Genomic DNA, 17,588 nt, shown 5'->3' on the forward strand with positions numbered 1-17,588 from the left:
GTGCTTCGAGGACCTAGAAGTCCATGTCGCCGCCGCCGGGCATGGCGGGAGCGGCCGGGTTCTTCTCGGGCTTCTCGGCGATGACGGCCTCGGTCGTGAGGAACAGGGCCGCGATGGAGGCGGCGTTCTGCAGCGCGGAGCGCGTCACCTTGGCCGGGTCGATGATGCCCGACTCGAACATGTTGACGTACTCGCCGGTGGCGGCGTTGAGGCCCTCACCCGCGGGCAGGTTGCGCACCTTCTCCACCACGACGCCGCCCTCGAGGCCGGCGTTGACGGCGATCTGCTTCAGCGGCTCCTCGAGCGCCTTACGGACGATCGCGACACCGGTGGCCTCGTCGCCGTTGACCTCGAGCTTGTCGAACGCGTTGGCGGCGGCCTGCAGCAGGGCCACGCCACCACCGGGGACGATGCCCTCCTCGACGGCGGCCTTCGCGTTGCGGACCGCGTCCTCGATGCGGTGCTTGCGCTCCTTCAGCTCGACCTCGGTCGCCGCGCCGGCCTTGATGACGGCGACGCCGCCGGCCAGCTTGGCGAGACGCTCCTGGAGCTTCTCGCGGTCGTAGTCGGAGTCGGTGTTGTCGATCTCGGCGCGGATCTGGTTGACCCGGCCGGAGATCTGCTCGGCGTCACCGGCGCCGTCGACGATGGTGGTCTCGTCCTTGGTCACGACGACCTTGCGGGCGCGGCCCAGCAGGTCGAGCGACGCGTTCTCCAGCTTGAGGCCCAGCTCCTCGCTGATGACCTGGCCGCCGGTGAGGACGGCGATGTCGCCGAGCATGGCCTTGCGGCGGTCGCCGAAGCCCGGGGCCTTGACGGCCACGGAGCGGAACAGGCCGCGGATCTTGTTGACGACCAGGGTGGCCAGGGCCTCGCCCTCGACGTCCTCGGCGATGATCAGCAGCGGCTTGCCGGCCTGCACGACCTTGTCGAGCAGCGGCAGCAGGTCCTTGTTGGCCGAGATCTTCGAGTTGGCGATGAGGATGTAGGGGTCCTCGAGGACGGCCTCCATGCGCTCGGGGTCCGTCACGAAGTACATCGAGATCAGGCCCTTGTCGAAGCGCATGCCCTCGGTGAGCTCAAGCTCCAGGCCGAAGGTGTTGCTCTCCTCGACGGTGATGACGCCTTCCTTGCCGACCTTGTCCATCGCCTCGGCGATCATCTCGCCGATCTGCGGGTCGCCGGCCGAGATGGAGGCGGTGGAGGCGATCTGCGCCTTCGTCTCCACGTCCTTGGCGAGCTTGGACAGCTCCTCGCTGACGCGCTCGACGGCGGCCTCGATGCCCCTCTTCAGGGACATCGGGTTGGCCCCGGCGGCGACGTTGCGGAGACCCTCGCGTACCAGCGCCTGGGCGAGCACGGTGGCCGTGGTGGTGCCGTCACCGGCGACGTCGTCGGTCTTCTTGGCGACTTCCTTGACGAGCTCGGCCCCGATCTTCTCCCACGGGTCCTCGAGCTCGATCTCCTTGGCGATGGAGACGCCGTCGTTGGTGATGGTGGGGGCGCCCCACTTCTTCTCCAGCACGACGTTGCGGCCCTTGGGACCGAGGGTGACCTTCACGGCGTCGGCGAGCTGGTTCATACCGCGCTCGAGACCGCGCCGGGCGTCCTCGTCAAACGCGATCATCTTGGCTGCCATAAGGCTAGACCTCCCAGTAGCAGGGTGGCTTCAGCGGACCGAGCCGACGCCCGCGACGGCAAGGGCCCGCTTCCTTCGCCGGCCCCATCGCCTCGATCCGGTTGTTGTCACTCTCTACCCGAGAGTGCCAAACAAGTATCTAGCACTCTACCCCTGCGAGTGCAAGCGGAAGCCATGCTGACCAGCTTGTACGGGTAAGTCCGCCCACGTCGAAGGCCCGGTTCGGGGGAGCGAACCGGGCCTCCGTGGTTGTCCTGGGACGGGATCAGACGGTCCGGACGCCTTCCGCCTGCGGGCCCTTCTGACCCTGCGTGATGTCGAACTCCACTCGCTGGCCCTGCTCGAGAGCCTTGTAACCGTCCATCATGATTGCCGAGTAATGGACGAACACGTCCTTACCACCGTCTACCGCGATGAAGCCGTAGCCCTTGTCCGCGTTAAACCATTTGACGGTGCCCTGCGCCACTTTCCGACTCCTCTTACTGGGCTGGGGACCACACCCAAGAAGCCCCCGGTTTCGTCGATCGTCTTCGACCATACCTGTGTCAAGGCGTAGAACAACAGAGTCAAAGCGCAAACTGCTCCATCACGTTCGCTCAAAGCAGGATCGGCGAATATTCAGTTAAGGAGTAGATAGTTGATAATTGCACTATATGCTATAGCACCGATTAACTTCGGCAATGATAGAACCGCATGTCAGGTGCTCGCGGGCTTGCCGCCGCTCAGCCGCCGGCGACGGCGGGGATGACGGAGACCTGGACTCCGTCGGGCGTCGCGGTGTCGAGCCCCTCGGCGAAACGGACATCCTCTTCCCCGACATACACGTTGACAAAACGACGGATCTTGCCCGTTTCATCCAGGATCCGGGCGCCGATGCCGGGGTAGTCCGCGTCCAGCTTCTGCAGGACCTCGCGGAGCGTTCCGCCCTCTCCGGATACCTCTGCGGCTCCGTTGGTGTATGTCCGCAAAATCGTCGGAATCCGCACTGAAACGCTCATCTATCGCTCGCTTTCGTTGCTTGGGTTGGGCTTTGGATAACGCGTTCAGTTGGCGAAAGCCGTACGGAATGCGTCGAGGGAAGGGCGGATGACGGCGGTGGGCCGCGCCTCGGCGGCGACCGCGTCCAGGGTCTTGAGCCCGTCCCCGGTGTTGAGCACGACGGTCTCCGCCTCGGGGTCCAGCGTGCCGTTGCGGACCAGCTTGCGCAGCACGCCGACGGTCACGCCGCCGGCGGTCTCGGCGAAGATGCCCTCGGTGCGGGCCAGCAGGTGGATGGCCTCGACGATCTCGCGGTCGTCGACGTCCTCCACCGCGCCGCCCGTGCGCCGGGCGATGTCCAGCACGTACGGCCCGTCCGCCGGGTTGCCGATGGCGAGGGACTTGGCGATGGTGTCCGGCCGGACCGGCTGGACGACGTCGAGCCCCGCCTTGTACGCGGCCGAGACAGGCGAGCAGCCCTCGGCCTGCGCGCCGAACACGCGGTACGGCTTGTCCTCGACGAGGCCGAGCTTGATCAGTTCGCGGAAGCCCTTGTCCACCTTGGTGAGCTGGGAGCCGGAGGCGATGGGGATGACGATCTGGTCGGGGATGCGCCAGCCGAGCTGCTCGGCGATCTCGTACGCCAGGGTCTTGGACCCCTCCGCGTAGTAGGGCCGGAGGTTGACGTTGACGAAGCCCCACTTCTCGCCCAGCTCGTCGCCGATCAGCTCGGAGCAGAAGCGGTTGACCTCGTCGTAGGTGCCCTCGATGCCGACCAGGCGCCCGCCGTACACCGAGGCCATGGTGATCTTGGCCTCTTCGAGGTTCGACGGGATGAACATGCAGGAGTCGAGCCCGGCGCGGGCGGCCGCGGCGCCGACCGCTCCGGCGAGGTTGCCCGTGGAGGAGCAGGAGAGCGTGTGGAAGCCGAAGGTCCTGGCCGCCTCCAGGGCGATGGCGACGACCCGGTCCTTGAAGGAGTGGGTGGGGTTGCCGGAGTCGTCCTTGACGTACAGCGAGCGGAGGCCCAGCTCGCCGGCCAGGTTGCCGGCCTTGACGAGCTTGGTCCAGCCCGGCTGGAGGTTGGGCTTGGAGGCGACGTTCGCGGGAACGGGCAGCAACGACCGATAGCGCCAGATGTTGGCCGGTCCCGACTCGATCTGCTCCCGCCGGACCTCGCCGAACTCGTATGCCACCTCAAGTGGCCCGAAACACTCGATACAGGCGAAGCTGGGGCCGAGGTCGTAGACGGTGCCGCATTCCCGGCACGACAGACCGGTGGCGGGGCCGAACTCGTGAGCAGTGGTGAGCGCCATGAAGCGAGGCCTTTCCCTCATCTTCGCTCGCGACCACCCTGGCCACGAGCCGGAATTGGCACCTGTCCCGGCCGGCCTCGTGGTCACGAGTTCGGACACCGGGAGGGTTGCCGGGGCTTCGTAGGGCCGGTCCCTCCACCCCTCTGGATGAGCAATATTCAGTTGTCTCCCGCATTAAGCGGGTCCCTAGCACTGTACCGTGCCGTCCCGCTTGTCCGTTCCGGTGTCTCACATGGCGAGACGAAACGTATCGCGCCTCAGCCGTACGCCTCGCCGAGAGCGATCTGGACGTACTTCCTGGCCTGGTGGATGCGCGACTTGGCGGTGCCGAGAGGGATGCCGAGCTGGTCGGCGACCTCGGCGTAGTCGAGCTGGCAGATGTCGCGCAGCACCAGCGCCTGCGCGAGGTCGGGCTTGTCGGCCTCCAGCGCCTCCATCGCGTCGAGCAGGTCGAGCCGCGACCCCGCGATGACGCTGACCCGGCGGGGGTCGGGGCGCTGGTCGGGCAGCTCCTCCGCCTGCTCCGAGGCCCGCCGCTTCAGCGAACGGTAGGTCGTTCGGGCGCAGTTGACGGTCACGATGTGCAGCCAGGTGCTGAACTTGGCGCGGCCCTCGAACCTGCCGATGTTGCGCGCGACCGCCAGCAGGGTGTCCTGCGACGCCTCCTCCGCGTCCTGCCGGTACGGCAGGAGCCGCTCGCAGTGACGGAGCACGTCGGGCTCGATCCGGCGGAGCAGCTCGCCGAGCGCCCGGTGATCGCCCTGGGCGGCCGATCGGGCCAGTTCCTCGGTCGTCTCGTCCAGTGCCATGTCGAACCAAGCCCTTCCGCGATTGCCTGACATCCTATTGATGGCTCCCCGGTTTGATTAACTTTCCTGCATGCGCGCCCACTCAGTCCTGATCGCGTCCAACCGGGGTCCGGTGGCCTTCACACTGGCGGACGACGGTGCGCTGAACATGCGCAGGGGCGGCGGCGGCCTGGTCTCGGGGCTGTCCGAGGTCGCCAGGAGCACGGACGTGCTCTGGGTCTGCGCCGCCCTGTCCGACGGCGACCGCGGCGCCGTACGGCTGTCGCCCGGAGGACGGCTCGACGAGGCGGGATACGACACGGGACCGGTCCGGATGCTGGACATCCCTCCGGCGATCTTCCACCGGGCCTACAACGCGGTGGCCAACTCGACCCTGTGGTTCGTCAACCACCTGCTCTACAACACGCCGATGACGCCGCAGTTCGACACCCGGTTCCGGCGGGAGTGGGCGTCCTACCGGGACTACAACGGGGCGTTCGCGCTCGCGCTGGCCGAGGAGGCCGCGCACGGGGCCAGGGTGATGGTCCAGGACTACCACCTGACGCTCACGCCCGCGATGCTCCGGGTCGAGCGGCCCGACCTGCGGATCGCCCACTTCTCCCACACGCCCTGGGCCCCGCCGGAGTACTTCTCGCTGCTCCCCGACGACGTGGCCGCCGAGGTCCTGTCGGGCATCCTCGGGGCCGACCACGCCGGGTTCCTCACCGCCCGCTGGGCCGCCGCCTTCATGGACTGCTGCGAGGCCTTCCTGGGAGCCCGGGTCGACCGCGAGAGCCGTACGGTCACCTATGAGGACAGGACGACCCGGATCGGGGTCCACGCGCTCGGCGTGAACGGCGAGGAACTGCTGGCGCGGGCGGCGGAGCCGGACGTCGAGTCGCACATGACGGCCCTCAGGGCGCTCGTCGGCGACCGCAGGCTGATCGTCCGCATCGACCGCACGGAGCTGTCCAAGAACATCGTCCGCGGGCTGACGGCCTACCGGGAGTTCCTGGCCGGGCATCCCGAGTGGCACGGCCGGGTGGTCCACCTGGCCTTCGCCTACCCGTCCCGGCACGACTTGCCCGAATACCGCGAGTACACCGCCGCCGTGCAGCGGTGTGCCAAGGAGATCGAGGACGAGTACGCCACGGAGGACTGGGATCCGCTGATCCTCAACGTCCACGACGACTATCCGCGGTCGCTGGCGGCCTACCGGCTGGCCGACGTGCTGCTGGTCAACCCCATCCGCGACGGGATGAACCTGGTCGCCAAGGAGGGGCCCATCCTCTCCCGGCGCTGCGCGCTGGTGCTGTCCCGGGAGGCGGGCGCGGCGGCGGAGCTGGGGGCCGACTCGCTGCTGGTCAACCCGTACGACGTGTCCGGCACGGCCATCGCCCTGCACGAGGCGCTGACGATGCCCGAGGAGGAGCGGAGTGAGCGGTGCGCCCGGCTTCGGCGGGCGGCCACGGCGCTGCCGCCTCAGCGGTGGTTCGAGGACCAACTCGCCGCGCTCCTGTAAGGACGAAATGCTACCCTTTGTCGAAATTTGGTAATGCACACAGGGGGCTCGGTGGGCTCGACCAGGACCGTCCAGTCCACGCGGCTCACCAGAGACCGGCCCACCTGGCTCATCTATCTCCAGCTCGCCACCTTTGCGACGTATCTGTACGGCCTGTCCGCCGCCCTTCCCACGCTCCGGGCCGAGCTCGGCCTCTCGCAGGCGGTCGCCGGGCTGCACGGCACCGCCATGGCGGCCGGCGGCATCGCCGGCGGCCTGATCCTCTCCGCGCTCACGGCCCGGTTCGGCCGGCGGGTCACGGTCTGGGCCGGGCTCGCCGGCATGGACGCCGGCATCCTCATCGTCGCCCTGGGCCACTCGCTGCCGTTGACGCTGCTCGGCTACACCCTCGCGGGCGGATGCAGCTCAATCGCGCTCTACGCGGCCATGGCCGTGCTGAACGACCATCACGGCCCCGCCGGAGCCGCCGCCCTCAGCGAGGCCAACGCGGTGGGCGTGACCGCGGGCATCGCCGCGTCCTACGCGTTCAGCCTGCTGGCCGATTCGGCTCTCGGCTGGCGGTCCGCCCTCTACATCCCGGTGATCGCCACGACGCTGCTGGCCCTGACCATGGGCCGGGTCTGGGTCCCGCCCATCGTCCTCCAGCCCGCGGCCGACGTCCCGAGAGCCCGGTACGGCTGGCGCTTCCACATCGCCGGGGCCGTGCTGCTGTGCTGCGTGGCGGTGGAGTTCTCGTTCAACCTGTGGGGCGCCGAGCTGTTCGCGCAGCAGACGGGCCTAACGGCGGCGGCCGCCGCCAAGGGGCTCACCGCGATGCTGGCGGGCATGGCCGCCGGCCGGTTCGGCGGCGCCCGGCTCGCGCTCCGGTTCGCGTCTTCGACCGTGCTGCTCGGCGGGCTGACGGTGGCCCTGGCGGGCTGGGCGCTGTTCTGGACGAGCGGCTCGCAGCCGATGGGCTACGCCGGGCTCGCGCTCAGCGGCCTCGGCATCTCCGTCCTGTTCCCGCTCGCGCTGGCGAGGATCATCGACTCGTCGAACGGCAGGCCGGACCAGGCGTCGGCCACGGCGTCGATCTGGGCGAGCGTGGGTGCGGGCAGCGGGCCGTTCGTCCTCGGCGCCCTCGGCGACGGCTTCGGCACCCACACGGCGTTCCTGCTCGCGCCCGCGCTGATCGGCCTCGCCATCGGGGGGATTCTCAGCTCCAGGTCGCGTTCTTGAGGATCGAGGTCAGGCCGGGGGTGTCCCACTGGTCGATGATGAGGATCTTCGACGTGGGCAGGAACCACTCGCGCTGGTTGTAGTGCCCCTTGACCTTGAAGGTCGTCTGCGTGACGCAGGTGCCGGCCCACTTGCGGTAGTACGCCTTGTGGCCGGAGCCGATCTGGCGCAACCCCTTGGCGGCGAGCTTGGACTGGCCGATGTACAGGTGCTCGTCGTACGGGCAGGGCCCGACGTCGGTGGCGGGGTAGAACGGGCCGTCCGGGGTGTAGGCGTTGAAGAACTCGTGGCCCACCTTGATCGCCTTGGGGCCCATGACCCAGAAGCTGTGGCAGCCGGAGTCGCGGAAACCGAAGAGCTCGGTGCCGAGGGAGGCGCACTTGCCGGTCACGACCCGCAGCCAGTCCTTGTACTGCTCGTACACCTTCCAGGACGTGGGGATCGTCAGGGTGAGCCCCTTGCGCAGGTGCAGGGGCTTGGTGGAGGTGGCGGTGGCGCCCGTAGAAGTGGTGGAGGTGGCCGAGTCGCTCGCGAAGGCCGCCGCCGGAGCCGTCAGCAGCGCGAGGCCGGCGACCGCGGCCGTGATCGTCTTTCTCATCATGGCCGGAGCCTAGGCGCCGCCGCTTGCAGAGCGCTTGCGAAGCGATTCCACGATGGACCGGAGCAGGTCCACAACCCCGGCGGGCCCGCCGACCACCATGTCGGCCCGCGCCGCCAGCTCGGTGACCTCGGCCGACCCGCTGCACACCCGCACGCCGGGGATGGGCGCCTTCTCGACGGCGTCGAAGGCCGCGAGGTCGCCCAGGTCGTCACCGGCGAACAGGACCGACGTCGCCTGCCGTTCGGCGAGGAAGGCCGACAGCGCGCGGCCCTTGTCCATGCCCGGCGGGCGCAGCTCCAGGACCAGCCGTCCGGGCTCCACCACGAGCCCCGCGTCGGCGGCGAGCTCCGCCACAGGGCCGCGCAGCGCCTCCAGGGCCGCCTCGGGATCGGCGGCCCTCCTGGTGTGTACGGCTACCGCCCGCTCCTTGTCCTCCACCAGCACGCCGTCGATGTCCCGGGCGAGGATCGGCAGCCGGGCGCGGACGAGGGCGAGGCCGGGAGGCGGGGGGGGCGCGGTGAACCGCCCGCCCTCCCACCGCTCCAGCCCGTAGTGGCCGAGGATGACCAGGCCGGGAACGTCTCCCAGGGACGGCCCGCCGTCGGTCGCACCGAGGGCGAGAGCCGTACCGGGCGGGCGGCCCGTGACGATCACCACGGCGCGGACCAGCTCGGCCAGCTCGGCGAGGACCCCCGGGGCGCCGGGATGGACGTAGGCCGAAGCGGGATCCGGGACGATGGGTGAGAGCGTCCCGTCGAAGTCGAGTCCGATCACGGCTCCGGACGGATCGGACAGGATCGCCGCCAGCCCCTCGGGAAGGGGATGCGGAAACTCCATGTGCGGCTCCCTACGGCCTCATGCCGAAGCGGCGGGCCGCGCGGTCGCGCTGGCGAGTGGCCCGCATCCGGCGTAAGCGTTTGACCAGCATCGGGTCGTGCTCCATGGCCTCCGGCCGGTCGATCAGCTCGCCAAGGAGCTGGTAGTACCGGGTCGCGGAGATGTCGAAGGCCTCACGGATGGCCTGCTCCTTGGCCCCCGCGTAGCGCCACCACTGGCGCTCGAACGCGAGGATCTCGCGGTCGCGATCCGAGAGGGCGAGCCCCTCGTCCTCGGCCGGTTCGGTGTCCATCCGCTCCTCCTCGATGGGCTCGCGGCGCCCGCCATCATCGTAGTCGGCGAACCCGGGGTGTTCAGTCCGGATGGTGCAGACGTAATGTCACGAAGTGTGACCTCAGTTATCACGCTTCTCACTGACTACGGACTGGAAGACGGCTTCGTCGCCGCCTGCCACGGAGTGATCGTGGGGATAGCGCCGGAGGCCAGGATCATCGACGTCGGCCACCTCGTCCCCGCCGGGGACGTGCGGCGCGGGGCGGCGATCCTGGCGCAGACGGTGCCCTACCTTCCCGCCGGTGTCCATCTGGCCGTCGTCGATCCCGCCGTGGGCGGCACGCGCCGCGCGGTCGTGGTGGAGGCGGGCGGCCGGATGTTCGTCGGTCCGGACAACGGCGTGCTGTCGTGGGCCGTCCACGCGGTCGGGGGCGCCCAGAAGGCGTACGAGCTGACCAACCAGGACCTGTTCCTGAGATCGGTGTCGCCCACGTTCCACGGACGGGACGTCTTCGCGCCGGTGGCGGCGCATCTGTCCACCGGACGCAGGCCGTCCGACGTGGGGCCGGAGATCCCGATCGACCGGCTCGTGCTGCTGCCCAAGCCCACCTCGCGGCTGCGGGACGGCGCGGCCGAGGGCGAGGTGCTCTCGGTGGACCGCCACGGGAACGTCCAGCTCTCGATCACCGCCTCCGACCTCGCCACACTGGGGGTCCGCGTCGGCGACACGCTCGCCATCTGGCTGGGGCGGCGCCAGATCAGCGTCCCGTTCCGGGAGACGTTCACGGCGGTGCCGCCGGGCGAGCTGGTGGCCTTCACCGACTCCGCCGGGCTGGTGGCGATGGCGATCAACTTCGGGGACGCCGCCGAGCGTCTAGGGCTCCCGCCAGGCGCCCACGTGCGGCTCTCGTCGACCCGCCTGCCCGTCTGACGCCTGCCCGGCAGCGCCCCGCCGTTCAACCGAGCAAGCGCTTGTGCCATAGTGGGCACATGCTGGCGATCGAGGGCTGGTTCACCATCGAGGACGGCCTGACCTACCTGCTCGGCACCCGCTGTGCCACCTGCCGCACGATCTCCTACCCATGCGCCACCGGCTGGTGCGGCAACCCGCACTGCGGGGGCACGGACCTGGACGTCGTACGGCTCTCGCGCCGGGGGAAGGTCTGGTCGTACACCAACGCGTGCTACCCGCCGCCCCCGCCGTTCGTCGCGGCCGAGCCGTACGAGCCGGTGACCCTGGCCGCGGTGGAGCTGGCCGAGGAGGGCATCATCGTGCTCGGCCAGGTCGCCGGGCTCACGGTGGACGACCTGCGCGTGGGCATGGACCTGGAGCTCACCCACGGCCCCCTCGCCGACGGGCCGCTGGTCTGGATGTGGGGCGCGGCCTCGTGACCGGCGTCTACGTGCTCGGCGCGGGCATGCACCCGTGGGGCAAATGGGGCAGGCCCTTCCAGGAGTACGGCGTGGCCGCCGCGAGAGCCGCCCTGGCGGACGCCGGCCTGCACTGGACCGACGTGCAGTTCCTGGTCGGCGCGGACACGATCAGGAACGGCTACCCCGGGTTCGTCGCCGGCGCGACCTTCGCCCAGGCGCTCGGCTGGACGGGCGCGCGGATCGCGTCGTGCTACGCGGCCTGCGCCTCCGGCGCCCAGGCGCTCGACATCGCCCGCACGCGCGTCCTGGCCGGGCTCTGCGACGTCGCGCTGGTCGTGGGGGCCGACACGACGCCGAAGGGATTCTTCGCCCCCGTCGGCGGCGACCGGCCGGACGATCCCGACTGGCTGCGATTCCGGCTCCTCGGGGCGGCCAATCCGGCCTACTTCGCCCTCTACGCGCGGCGGCGGATGGCGCTCTACGGCGAGACCGGCGAGGACTTCGCGGCCGTGAAGGTCAAGAACGCCCACGCGGGCTCGCTCAACCCCAACGCCCGCTACCGGTCGCGGGTGACCACGGCGGACGTGCTCGCCTCCCCCATGGTGGCCGACCCCCTGCGGCTCATGGACATCTGCGCCACCTCGGACGGCGGGGCGGCGCTCGTCATCGTCTCCGAGGCGTTCGCGCGCCGGCACGGCATGGCGGGCGCGGTCAGGATCGCCGCCGTCTCCACGGTCACCCCCACCTTCCCGAACACCGCGGTGGAGTTGCCCGTCATCGCCACCGACTCCTCGGCCTCCGTGCCGCCTCCCGAGCGCGGCTTCAGAGCCTCCATCGCGCACGAGGCGTACGCCGAGGCCGGGCTCGGGCCGGAGGACCTGTCACTGGCAGAGGTCTACGACCTGTCGACCGCGCTGGAGCTCGACTGGTACGAGGACATCGGCCTGTGCCCGCGGGGAGAGGCCGCCAAGCTGATCCGCTCCGGCGAGACCGCCCTCGGCGGCCGCGTGCCGGTGAACCCGTCAGGCGGGCTGGCCTCGCTCGGCGAGGCCATCCCGGCCCAGGCGCTCGCCCAGGTGTGCGAGCTGACCTGGCAGCTCCGGGGGACCGCCGGAGCCCGGCAGGTCCGCGGAGCCAGGGCCGGGCTGGCCGCGAACCAGGGCCTGTTCGGCCACGGCTCCGCCGTCCTTTGCACCGCATGATCACAAACGGTGTCGGTCCTGATCAGACCGCGTACGACGGAATCCATGCATGATCACGATCCGGGGAACCCCAAGGGGAACCCCACGTCCTCGAGCTTCCCGGGAAACCCTGCATGATCACGGTTTGCCTAGTGCGACTTGACGACGTCGAGGGCTTCCGCGAAGTGGCAGGCGCTCGGGTGGTCGGAGCCCGATCGGATCTGCAGGAGAGGCTCCTGCTCGGCGCAGATCGCCTGGGCCTTCCAGCAGCGGGTGCGGAAGTGGCAGCCCGACGGCGGGTTGGCGGGCGAGGGCGGGTCGCCCTGGAGGATGATCCGCTCCCGGGTCTCGCGCCCCTCCGGGTCGGGCACCGGAACGGCGGAGAGCAGGGCCTGGGTGTACGGGTGGGTCGGCCTCTCGTAGATCTCGCTGTCCCGGCCGATCTCGACGATCTTGCCGAGGTACATCACCGCGACGCGGTCGGAGATGTGGCGCACCACCGACAGGTCGTGGGCGATGAAGATGTACGCCAGGTTGAACTCGTTCTGCAGCCGCTCCAGCAGGTTCATGACCTGGGCCTGGATCGACACGTCGAGCGCGGAGACCGGCTCGTCGCAGATGATGATCTCAGGCTGGAGCGCCAGCCCGCGGGCGATGCCGATGCGCTGCCGCTGGCCGCCGGAGAACTGGTGCGGGTAGCGGTTGATGTGATCCGGGTTGAGACCCACCACCTCCAGCAACTCCTGCACCTTCTTGCGGCGGTCGCCCTTCGGGGCGACGTCGGTGTGAATCTCGAAGGGCTCTCCGACGATGTCGCCGACCGTCATCCGGGGGTTCAGCGAGGTGTAGGGGTCCTGCATGACCATCTGGATGTTGCGCCGCATGCGCTTGAGCTCGCCGCCCCTGGCGTTGGCGATCTCCCTGCCGTTGATCTTCACGGAGCCCGACGTCGGCCGTTCGAGCGCCATCAGCAGCTTGGCCAGCGTCGACTTGCCGCAGCCCGACTCGCCCACGACACCGAGCGTCTCGCCGCGGTGGAGGTCGAAGGACACCCCGTCGACCGCCTTGATCGCGCCGACCTGCCGCTTGACGAGGATCCCCTGGGTCAGGGGGAAGTGCTTGACCAGGTCGCGGACTTCGAGGATGGACTCAGCGGGAGCCGTCATCGAGAACCTCCCTCCAGTAGTGGCAGGCGCTGCCACGGGTGCCACTGATCGGGTACAGCGGGGGCACGTCGGTCACGCAGTTGTCCCGGCGGTACGGGCAACGGGGGTGGAAGGCGCAGCCTGACGGCATTTCGAGCAGGTTGGGGGGCAGGCCCTTGATGGCGTAGAGCTCCTGGCCCTTCATGTCGACCCGGGGGATCGACTCGAGCAGGCCCTTGGAGTACGGATGCGCCGGGCTCCGGTAGAGGTCGTGGACGGGGGCGTTCTCGACGATGCGCCCGCCGTACATGACGGCGATCTTGTCGGCCACGTCGGCGACGACGCCGAGGTCGTGGGTGATGAGGATCAGGCCCATGTTGCGCTCGCGCTGGAGATCCGCGAGCAGCCCCATGATCTGGGCCTGCACGGTCACGTCGAGGGCGGTCGTGGGCTCGTCGGCGATGAGGATCTCCGGGTCGAGCGCGATCGCCATGGCGATCATGATGCGCTGGCGCATACCGCCGGAGAACTGGTGCGGGAAGTCGTTGACCCTGTCCTTGGCGGCCGGGATGCGGACCCGGTCCATCAGCTCGATGGCCTTCTTCCTGGCCTCGGACCGGGAGGCGCCGCGGTGGACGCGGAACATCTCGGCGATCTGCCAGCCGACCGGGAAGACCGGGTTCAGTGCGGACAGCGCGTCCTGGAACACCATCGAGATGCCCTCGCCGCGGATCTTCCTCCGCTGATCCTCCGGGAGCTTGAGGAGGTCGACCCCGCGGAAGCGGATCTGGCCCCCGGTGATCTTCCCGGGAGGCATGTCGAGGATGCCCATGATGGTCTGGGCCGTGACGCTCTTGCCGGAGCCGGACTCGCCCAGGACGGCGAGCGTCTCCCCCGCGGCCACGCTGTAGGTGACGCCGTTGACCGCCTTGGCGACGCCCGCCCGGGTGCGGAACTCGACGTGGAGGTTGTCCACCTCGAGGAGCGCCCCCTCGTAGGAGCCGCCGCCCACGGGCTCGGAAAGCACTTCCACCACTTTCTGTGCCTCCTCAGCGCAACTTGGGGTCGAGGGCGTCACGTACGGCTTCGCCGAGCATGACGAAGGTCAGCACGCACAGGGACAGGAACGCCGCGGGGAAGAACATCGCGTGCGCGCCCGTCCGGATGTACCGGGTGTGGTCGGCGATCGCGATGCCCCACGAGATGACCGGCGGCCGGAGCCCGATGCCGAGGAGCGAGAACGTCGCCTCCGCGCCGATGTAGCTGCCGATGGTGATGGTGGAGTACACGAGGATCGGCGCCAGCGAGTTCGGCAGGAGGTGCTTGAAGATGATCCGGAACGGCCCGGCCCCCAGCGCGCGGGCGGCCTGGACGTAGTCCTGGTGCTTGGCCTGGATGACCGCCGAGCGGGCGATGCGCATGAGGATCGGCCAGCCGAGGATCGCGAGAACGAGGATGACGACGGCCATGATCGTGAACTCGTTGGGGCTGGTCTGCGCCGGCGCGATGGTGCCGAGGATGATGATTCCGCCCAGCACGTACGGCACGCCGAGGAAGATCTCGCCGAGGCGGGAGATGATCGCGTCCAGCCACCGGGCGTAGTACGCGGCCAGAACGCCCGCGACGCCTCCGAGGAGGACGGTCAGCAGCGTGGCCGCGACGCCGACGATGATCGAGGCGCGGGCGCCGTAGATCGTGCGGGCGAAGACGTCCCGGCCCTGCAGGTCGTATCCGAACCAGGCGTCCGAGCTCGGCGGCTCCATGCTGCGGGCCAGCGTGGCGTAGTTCGGATCCTTGTGCGTGAACAGCGAGGGGAACGCCGCCATCAGCAGGAAGAGGATCAGCAGCACCAGGGACACCCAGAAGATCTTGCGGTGCCGGAGGATGTCCCAGGTGTCCCGCCAGAGGCTGCGCGGCCGGCCCGTCGAGGTGACCGTGACCGCCCCCGTGGGCTCGTCCCCGCCGTGGATCAGGTCTTGGGCAACTGTGGGGTCACTCATAACGGATCCTCGGGTCGAGCACGCCGTAGAGGAGGTCGACGAGCAGGTTGGAGACTAGGTACACGAGCACCAGCAGCGACGCCACGGGGACCACGATCGTGAAGTCCTGACCCGTGATCGCCCGGTACAGGAGGCCGCCGATGCCGTGGATGTTGAAGATGCCCTCGGTGATGATGGCGCCCGACATCAGCGAGCCCACCTCGGTGCCCAGGAACGTGAGCACGGGGATCAGGGAGTTGCGCAGGAGGTGCACCCCGACCACCCGCCGGTTCGCCAGTCCCTTGGCGACAGCCGTACGGACGTAGTCGGAGCGGAGGTTCTCCACGATGCTGGTCCGGGTCAGCCTGGCGGTGAACGCCATGTTGAGGCTGGCCAGCACGAAGGCGGGGACGAGCAACTCGCTCACCGGCGCCTCGTCGGACACCGTGGGGTTGACGATCTGGAACTGCACGCCGAGCAGCCACTGCAGGAGGAAGCCGGTGACGAAGACCGGCAGCGAGAGCAGGATCAGCGTCGACATGGTGACCACGTTGTCGAGGAAGCCGCCGCGCTTCAGGCCGGACAGCACGCCCGCGCCGATGCCGATGACGGCCTCGATCACGACCGCCAGGAGCGCCAGCCTGATGGTGATCGGCCAGGCGTCGGCGAGCTGGGTCGCCACGGGCACCTGGTTGAAGTCCACGCCCAGGTCGCCGGAGAGCATGTTCTTCAGGAAGTTCCAGTACTGCACGAGGATCGGCTGGTCGAGGCCGAACTGGGCCCTCATGGCGTTCACGTAGCTGTCGGGGCAGGGTCGCTGCCCGCACCGGCCGGCGAAGGGGTCGCCCGGCAGCTGCCACACCATGTAGTTGATGAGGAAGGTCGTGCCGAGCAGCACGGGTATGAGTTGCAACAGGCGCCGGATCGCGTATCGGCCCATGTGCACCTCCAGTCTGGCGGGCGTGGGTGGACAGCCGTCGAGGCCGGCCCCGGTCTCGGACCGGCCTCGACAGCGCGTTTACGAGGTGGAGGCTCAGGCTTCCTTGATCGCGATGGAGAGCGGGTCAAGAACGCCGAACGGCGTGACCTTCACCCCGGTCACCCACTTCGAGGTGCCGGCCTGCAGGCCGTACGACCACAGCGGGATGGTCGGCAGGTCCTGCGCCAGCATAGCCTCGGCCTGCTGGTACAGGGAGATGGACTGGGCGGGGTCGGTCGCGGTGTCCGCTTCGTGGAGCTTCGCGTCCAGGTCCTTGTTGCTGTAGAGGCCGTCGTTGGAGGACGCGCCGGTCTTGACCAGCGGGTTCAGGAAGTCCTCGATGTGCGGGTAGTCCATCTGCCAGCCGGTGCGGAACATGCCCTTGATCTTGTGCTCCGTGATGGTGCTACGGAACTCGTCGAACGTCGGCATGGCCTTGCCCACGACGGTGAAACCAGCGTCGGCGCCCAGGGCCTGGTTGATGCTGTTGGCGGCGGCGTCCACCCACTCCTTGTGCGCGGAGTCGCCGTTGTACCAGATCGGGAACTCCTTCGGCGGGGTGTAGCCCTCGGACTTGGCCTTGGTGAGGAACTCCTTGGCCTTGGCCGGGTCGTAGGCGCAGAACTCGCCGCACTGGCCGGCCTTGTAGCCGTCCACGATCGGGGAGACCCAGCTGTCCAGCGGGACGCGGCCCTTGTTGAAGATCTTGTCCGTGATCGTCTTCCGGTCGATCGCGAGGGAGATCGCCTTGCGGAAGTCCGCGTTGCCGCCGAACTCCTTGTCGTACAGCGGGAAGGACAGGGTCTGGATGGTGCCCTGCTTGCCCTCGACCGCCCGGTCGCCCAGGTCGGTCTTCCACTTGTCGCCCGCCAGCGCCGACGGCGGGATGAGCTCGGTGAAGTCGAGGTTGTTGGACAGGAGGTCCGCGTAGGCCGCGTCGTCGTCCTTGTACATCTTGTAGACGATCTGCTTGACCTTCGGCTTCTCCGCGCCCGCGTAGTCGGGGTTCGCGGCGACCACGATCTGCGAGTTGTGGTCCCACTTCACGAACTTGAAGGGGCCGTTGGTGACCGGGTTGGACGCGAATCCCTTCGGGTCCTTGAAGAAGGCGTCGGGCAGCGCACCGAACGTGGAGTAGCCCAGCTTGGTACGGAACACGGCGACGGGCGCGGTCAGCGTCACCTTCAAGGTGAGGTCGTCGACGACCTCGAGACCCGACAGCTTGTCGGTCTCCGGCTTCGGAGCCTCCTTCGGCCCGTCGGGGCCGTCGGGGTCGAGCGTGTTGACCTTGTCGAAGCCCACGACGTCGGCGAACCAGGAGGCGCCGAGCTGCGCGTTCGGCGAGTACGCGGTGTAGTTCCAGGCGTCGACGTAGTTCTTCGCGGTGACCTGAGTGCCGTCGGTCCACTTGAGACCGGGCTTGAGCTTGATCGTCCAGACCTTGTTGTCGGTCGTGTCGATCGACGCGGCCTGGTCGAGCTCGGGGGCGGCCGTGTCCGAGTTGTACTTCACGAGCTTGCTGTACACGAAGTCGTTGATCGTGCCGCCGCAGGTCTCGTTGATGTTCCCGGGGACGAAGCCGGTCTGGGGCTCACAACCGCGGATGTACACGGTGCCGGCGGCCGCGCGGGGGTTACCGCTGCCGCCGCCGCTGCTCGAACCGCCGCCGCCGCCGCACGCGGCGACACTCAGCGCAAGCAGCGCGGAGCCGGCGGCAATCTTCGCGCCCTTAGTCACGCGCATAGTGGATTGGTCCTC

18 protein-coding genes and 1 riboswitch are annotated in these 17,588 nt (G+C 69.1%); of the genes, 5 read left to right on the forward strand and 13 right to left on the reverse strand.

Going from position 1 to position 17,588, the window contains the following annotated elements; translation table 11 throughout:
• Positions 1-13: 13 nt before the first annotated feature.
• From groL to ABH927_RS22670, 5 genes are all read right to left on the reverse strand, one after another.
• Positions 14-1,639 carry a chaperonin GroEL gene (groL, locus tag ABH927_RS22650; RefSeq protein ID WP_370024265.1) on the reverse strand — a complete coding sequence of 542 codons (1,626 nt, stop codon included), beginning with the start codon at positions 1,637-1,639 and terminating at the stop codon, positions 14-16.
• Between the two features lie 265 nt (positions 1,640-1,904).
• Entirely contained in the window at positions 1,905-2,105 is a 201-nt protein-coding gene (locus ABH927_RS22655; protein WP_066373698.1) for a cold-shock protein, read from the reverse strand.
• 256 nt (positions 2,106-2,361) lie between these two features.
• Positions 2,362-2,637 carry a MoaD/ThiS family protein gene (locus ABH927_RS22660; protein ID WP_370024266.1) on the reverse strand — a complete coding sequence of 92 codons (276 nt, stop codon included), beginning with the start codon at positions 2,635-2,637 and terminating at the stop codon, positions 2,362-2,364.
• 45 nt (positions 2,638-2,682) lie between these two features.
• A complete protein-coding gene (gene thrC, locus ABH927_RS22665; protein WP_370024267.1) occupies positions 2,683-3,933 on the reverse strand; it encodes a threonine synthase in 1,251 nt (416 codons plus the stop codon).
• Between the two features lie 14 nt (positions 3,934-3,947).
• Positions 3,948-4,087: riboswitch (SAM riboswitch) on the reverse strand.
• Positions 4,088-4,190: 103 nt separating this feature from the next.
• Positions 4,191-4,742, reverse strand: coding sequence for an RNA polymerase sigma factor (locus ABH927_RS22670; protein WP_261588384.1), 552 nt, complete (start codon positions 4,740-4,742; stop codon positions 4,191-4,193).
• Between the two features lie 70 nt (positions 4,743-4,812).
• Between ABH927_RS22670 and ABH927_RS22675 the strand changes: the two genes are divergently transcribed.
• Together ABH927_RS22675 and ABH927_RS22680 are read left to right on the forward strand one after the other, a co-directional pair.
• Positions 4,813-6,243 carry a trehalose-6-phosphate synthase gene (locus ABH927_RS22675; protein ID WP_370024268.1) on the forward strand — a complete coding sequence of 477 codons (1,431 nt, stop codon included), beginning with the start codon at positions 4,813-4,815 and terminating at the stop codon, positions 6,241-6,243.
• A 51-nt stretch (positions 6,244-6,294) separates the two neighbouring features.
• Positions 6,295-7,461, forward strand: a complete 1,167-nt coding sequence (locus ABH927_RS22680; protein ID WP_370024269.1) for a sugar MFS transporter — start codon at positions 6,295-6,297, stop codon at positions 7,459-7,461.
• Here the strand turns inward: ABH927_RS22680 and ABH927_RS22685 are convergent.
• The 3 genes from ABH927_RS22685 to ABH927_RS22695 are packed head-to-tail and all read right to left on the reverse strand — an operon-like array spanning position 7,439 to position 9,191.
• Positions 7,439-8,062: a hypothetical protein gene (locus tag ABH927_RS22685; protein ID WP_370024270.1), complete on the reverse strand. Its 624-nt coding sequence runs from the start codon at positions 8,060-8,062 to the stop codon at positions 7,439-7,441. The two genes, ABH927_RS22680 and ABH927_RS22685, sit on opposite strands and share 23 nt — an antisense overlap.
• A 9-nt stretch (positions 8,063-8,071) precedes the next feature.
• The gene (otsB, locus tag ABH927_RS22690; protein ID WP_370024271.1) at positions 8,072-8,899 is read right to left on the reverse strand and encodes a trehalose-phosphatase; all 828 of its coding nucleotides are present in this window, start codon (positions 8,897-8,899) and stop codon (positions 8,072-8,074) included.
• 10 nt (positions 8,900-8,909) lie between these two features.
• Positions 8,910-9,191, reverse strand: coding sequence for a DUF3263 domain-containing protein (locus ABH927_RS22695; protein ID WP_370024272.1), 282 nt, complete (start codon positions 9,189-9,191; stop codon positions 8,910-8,912).
• 96 nt (positions 9,192-9,287) lie between these two features.
• Between ABH927_RS22695 and ABH927_RS22700 the strand changes: the two genes are divergently transcribed.
• From ABH927_RS22700 to ABH927_RS22710, 3 genes are read left to right on the forward strand one after another with little or no spacing between them, the layout of a single operon-like run.
• The gene (locus ABH927_RS22700; RefSeq protein WP_370024273.1) at positions 9,288-10,103 is read left to right on the forward strand and encodes an S-adenosyl-l-methionine hydroxide adenosyltransferase family protein; all 816 of its coding nucleotides are present in this window, start codon (positions 9,288-9,290) and stop codon (positions 10,101-10,103) included.
• A gap of 59 nt (positions 10,104-10,162) precedes the next feature.
• Positions 10,163-10,564 (forward strand): Zn-ribbon domain-containing OB-fold protein, encoded by a 402-nt coding sequence (locus tag ABH927_RS22705; protein ID WP_370024274.1) that lies wholly within the window; start codon positions 10,163-10,165, stop codon positions 10,562-10,564.
• 26 nt (positions 10,565-10,590) lie between these two features.
• Positions 10,591-11,748 carry a lipid-transfer protein gene (locus tag ABH927_RS22710; RefSeq protein ID WP_370024292.1) on the forward strand — a complete coding sequence of 386 codons (1,158 nt, stop codon included), beginning with the start codon at positions 10,591-10,593 and terminating at the stop codon, positions 11,746-11,748.
• Positions 11,749-11,876: 128 nt separating this feature from the next.
• On the opposite strand, the gene ABH927_RS22715 is transcribed toward ABH927_RS22710, so the two are convergent.
• The 5 genes from ABH927_RS22715 to ABH927_RS22735 form a co-directional block, all read right to left on the reverse strand.
• Positions 11,877-12,893, reverse strand: coding sequence for an ABC transporter ATP-binding protein (locus ABH927_RS22715; RefSeq protein ID WP_370024275.1), 1,017 nt, complete (start codon positions 12,891-12,893; stop codon positions 11,877-11,879).
• Positions 12,877-13,908, reverse strand: a complete 1,032-nt coding sequence (locus tag ABH927_RS22720; protein ID WP_370024276.1) for an ABC transporter ATP-binding protein — start codon at positions 13,906-13,908, stop codon at positions 12,877-12,879. The genes ABH927_RS22715 and ABH927_RS22720 overlap by 17 nt, the downstream gene beginning before the upstream one ends.
• A gap of 13 nt (positions 13,909-13,921) precedes the next feature.
• Positions 13,922-14,872, reverse strand: a complete 951-nt coding sequence (locus ABH927_RS22725) for an ABC transporter permease (protein WP_370024277.1) — start codon at positions 14,870-14,872, stop codon at positions 13,922-13,924.
• Positions 14,865-15,791: an ABC transporter permease gene (locus ABH927_RS22730; protein WP_370024278.1), complete on the reverse strand. Its 927-nt coding sequence runs from the start codon at positions 15,789-15,791 to the stop codon at positions 14,865-14,867. The genes ABH927_RS22725 and ABH927_RS22730 overlap by 8 nt, the downstream gene beginning before the upstream one ends.
• A 93-nt stretch (positions 15,792-15,884) precedes the next feature.
• A complete protein-coding gene (locus tag ABH927_RS22735; RefSeq protein WP_370024279.1) occupies positions 15,885-17,573 on the reverse strand; it encodes an ABC transporter substrate-binding protein in 1,689 nt (562 codons plus the stop codon).
• Positions 17,574-17,588 lie beyond the last annotated feature (15 nt).

Origin of the sequence: Planotetraspora sp. GP83 (genome assembly GCF_041262585.1) — a bacterium.
GTDB lineage: Bacteria > Actinomycetota > Actinomycetes > Streptosporangiales > Streptosporangiaceae > JAOEGB01.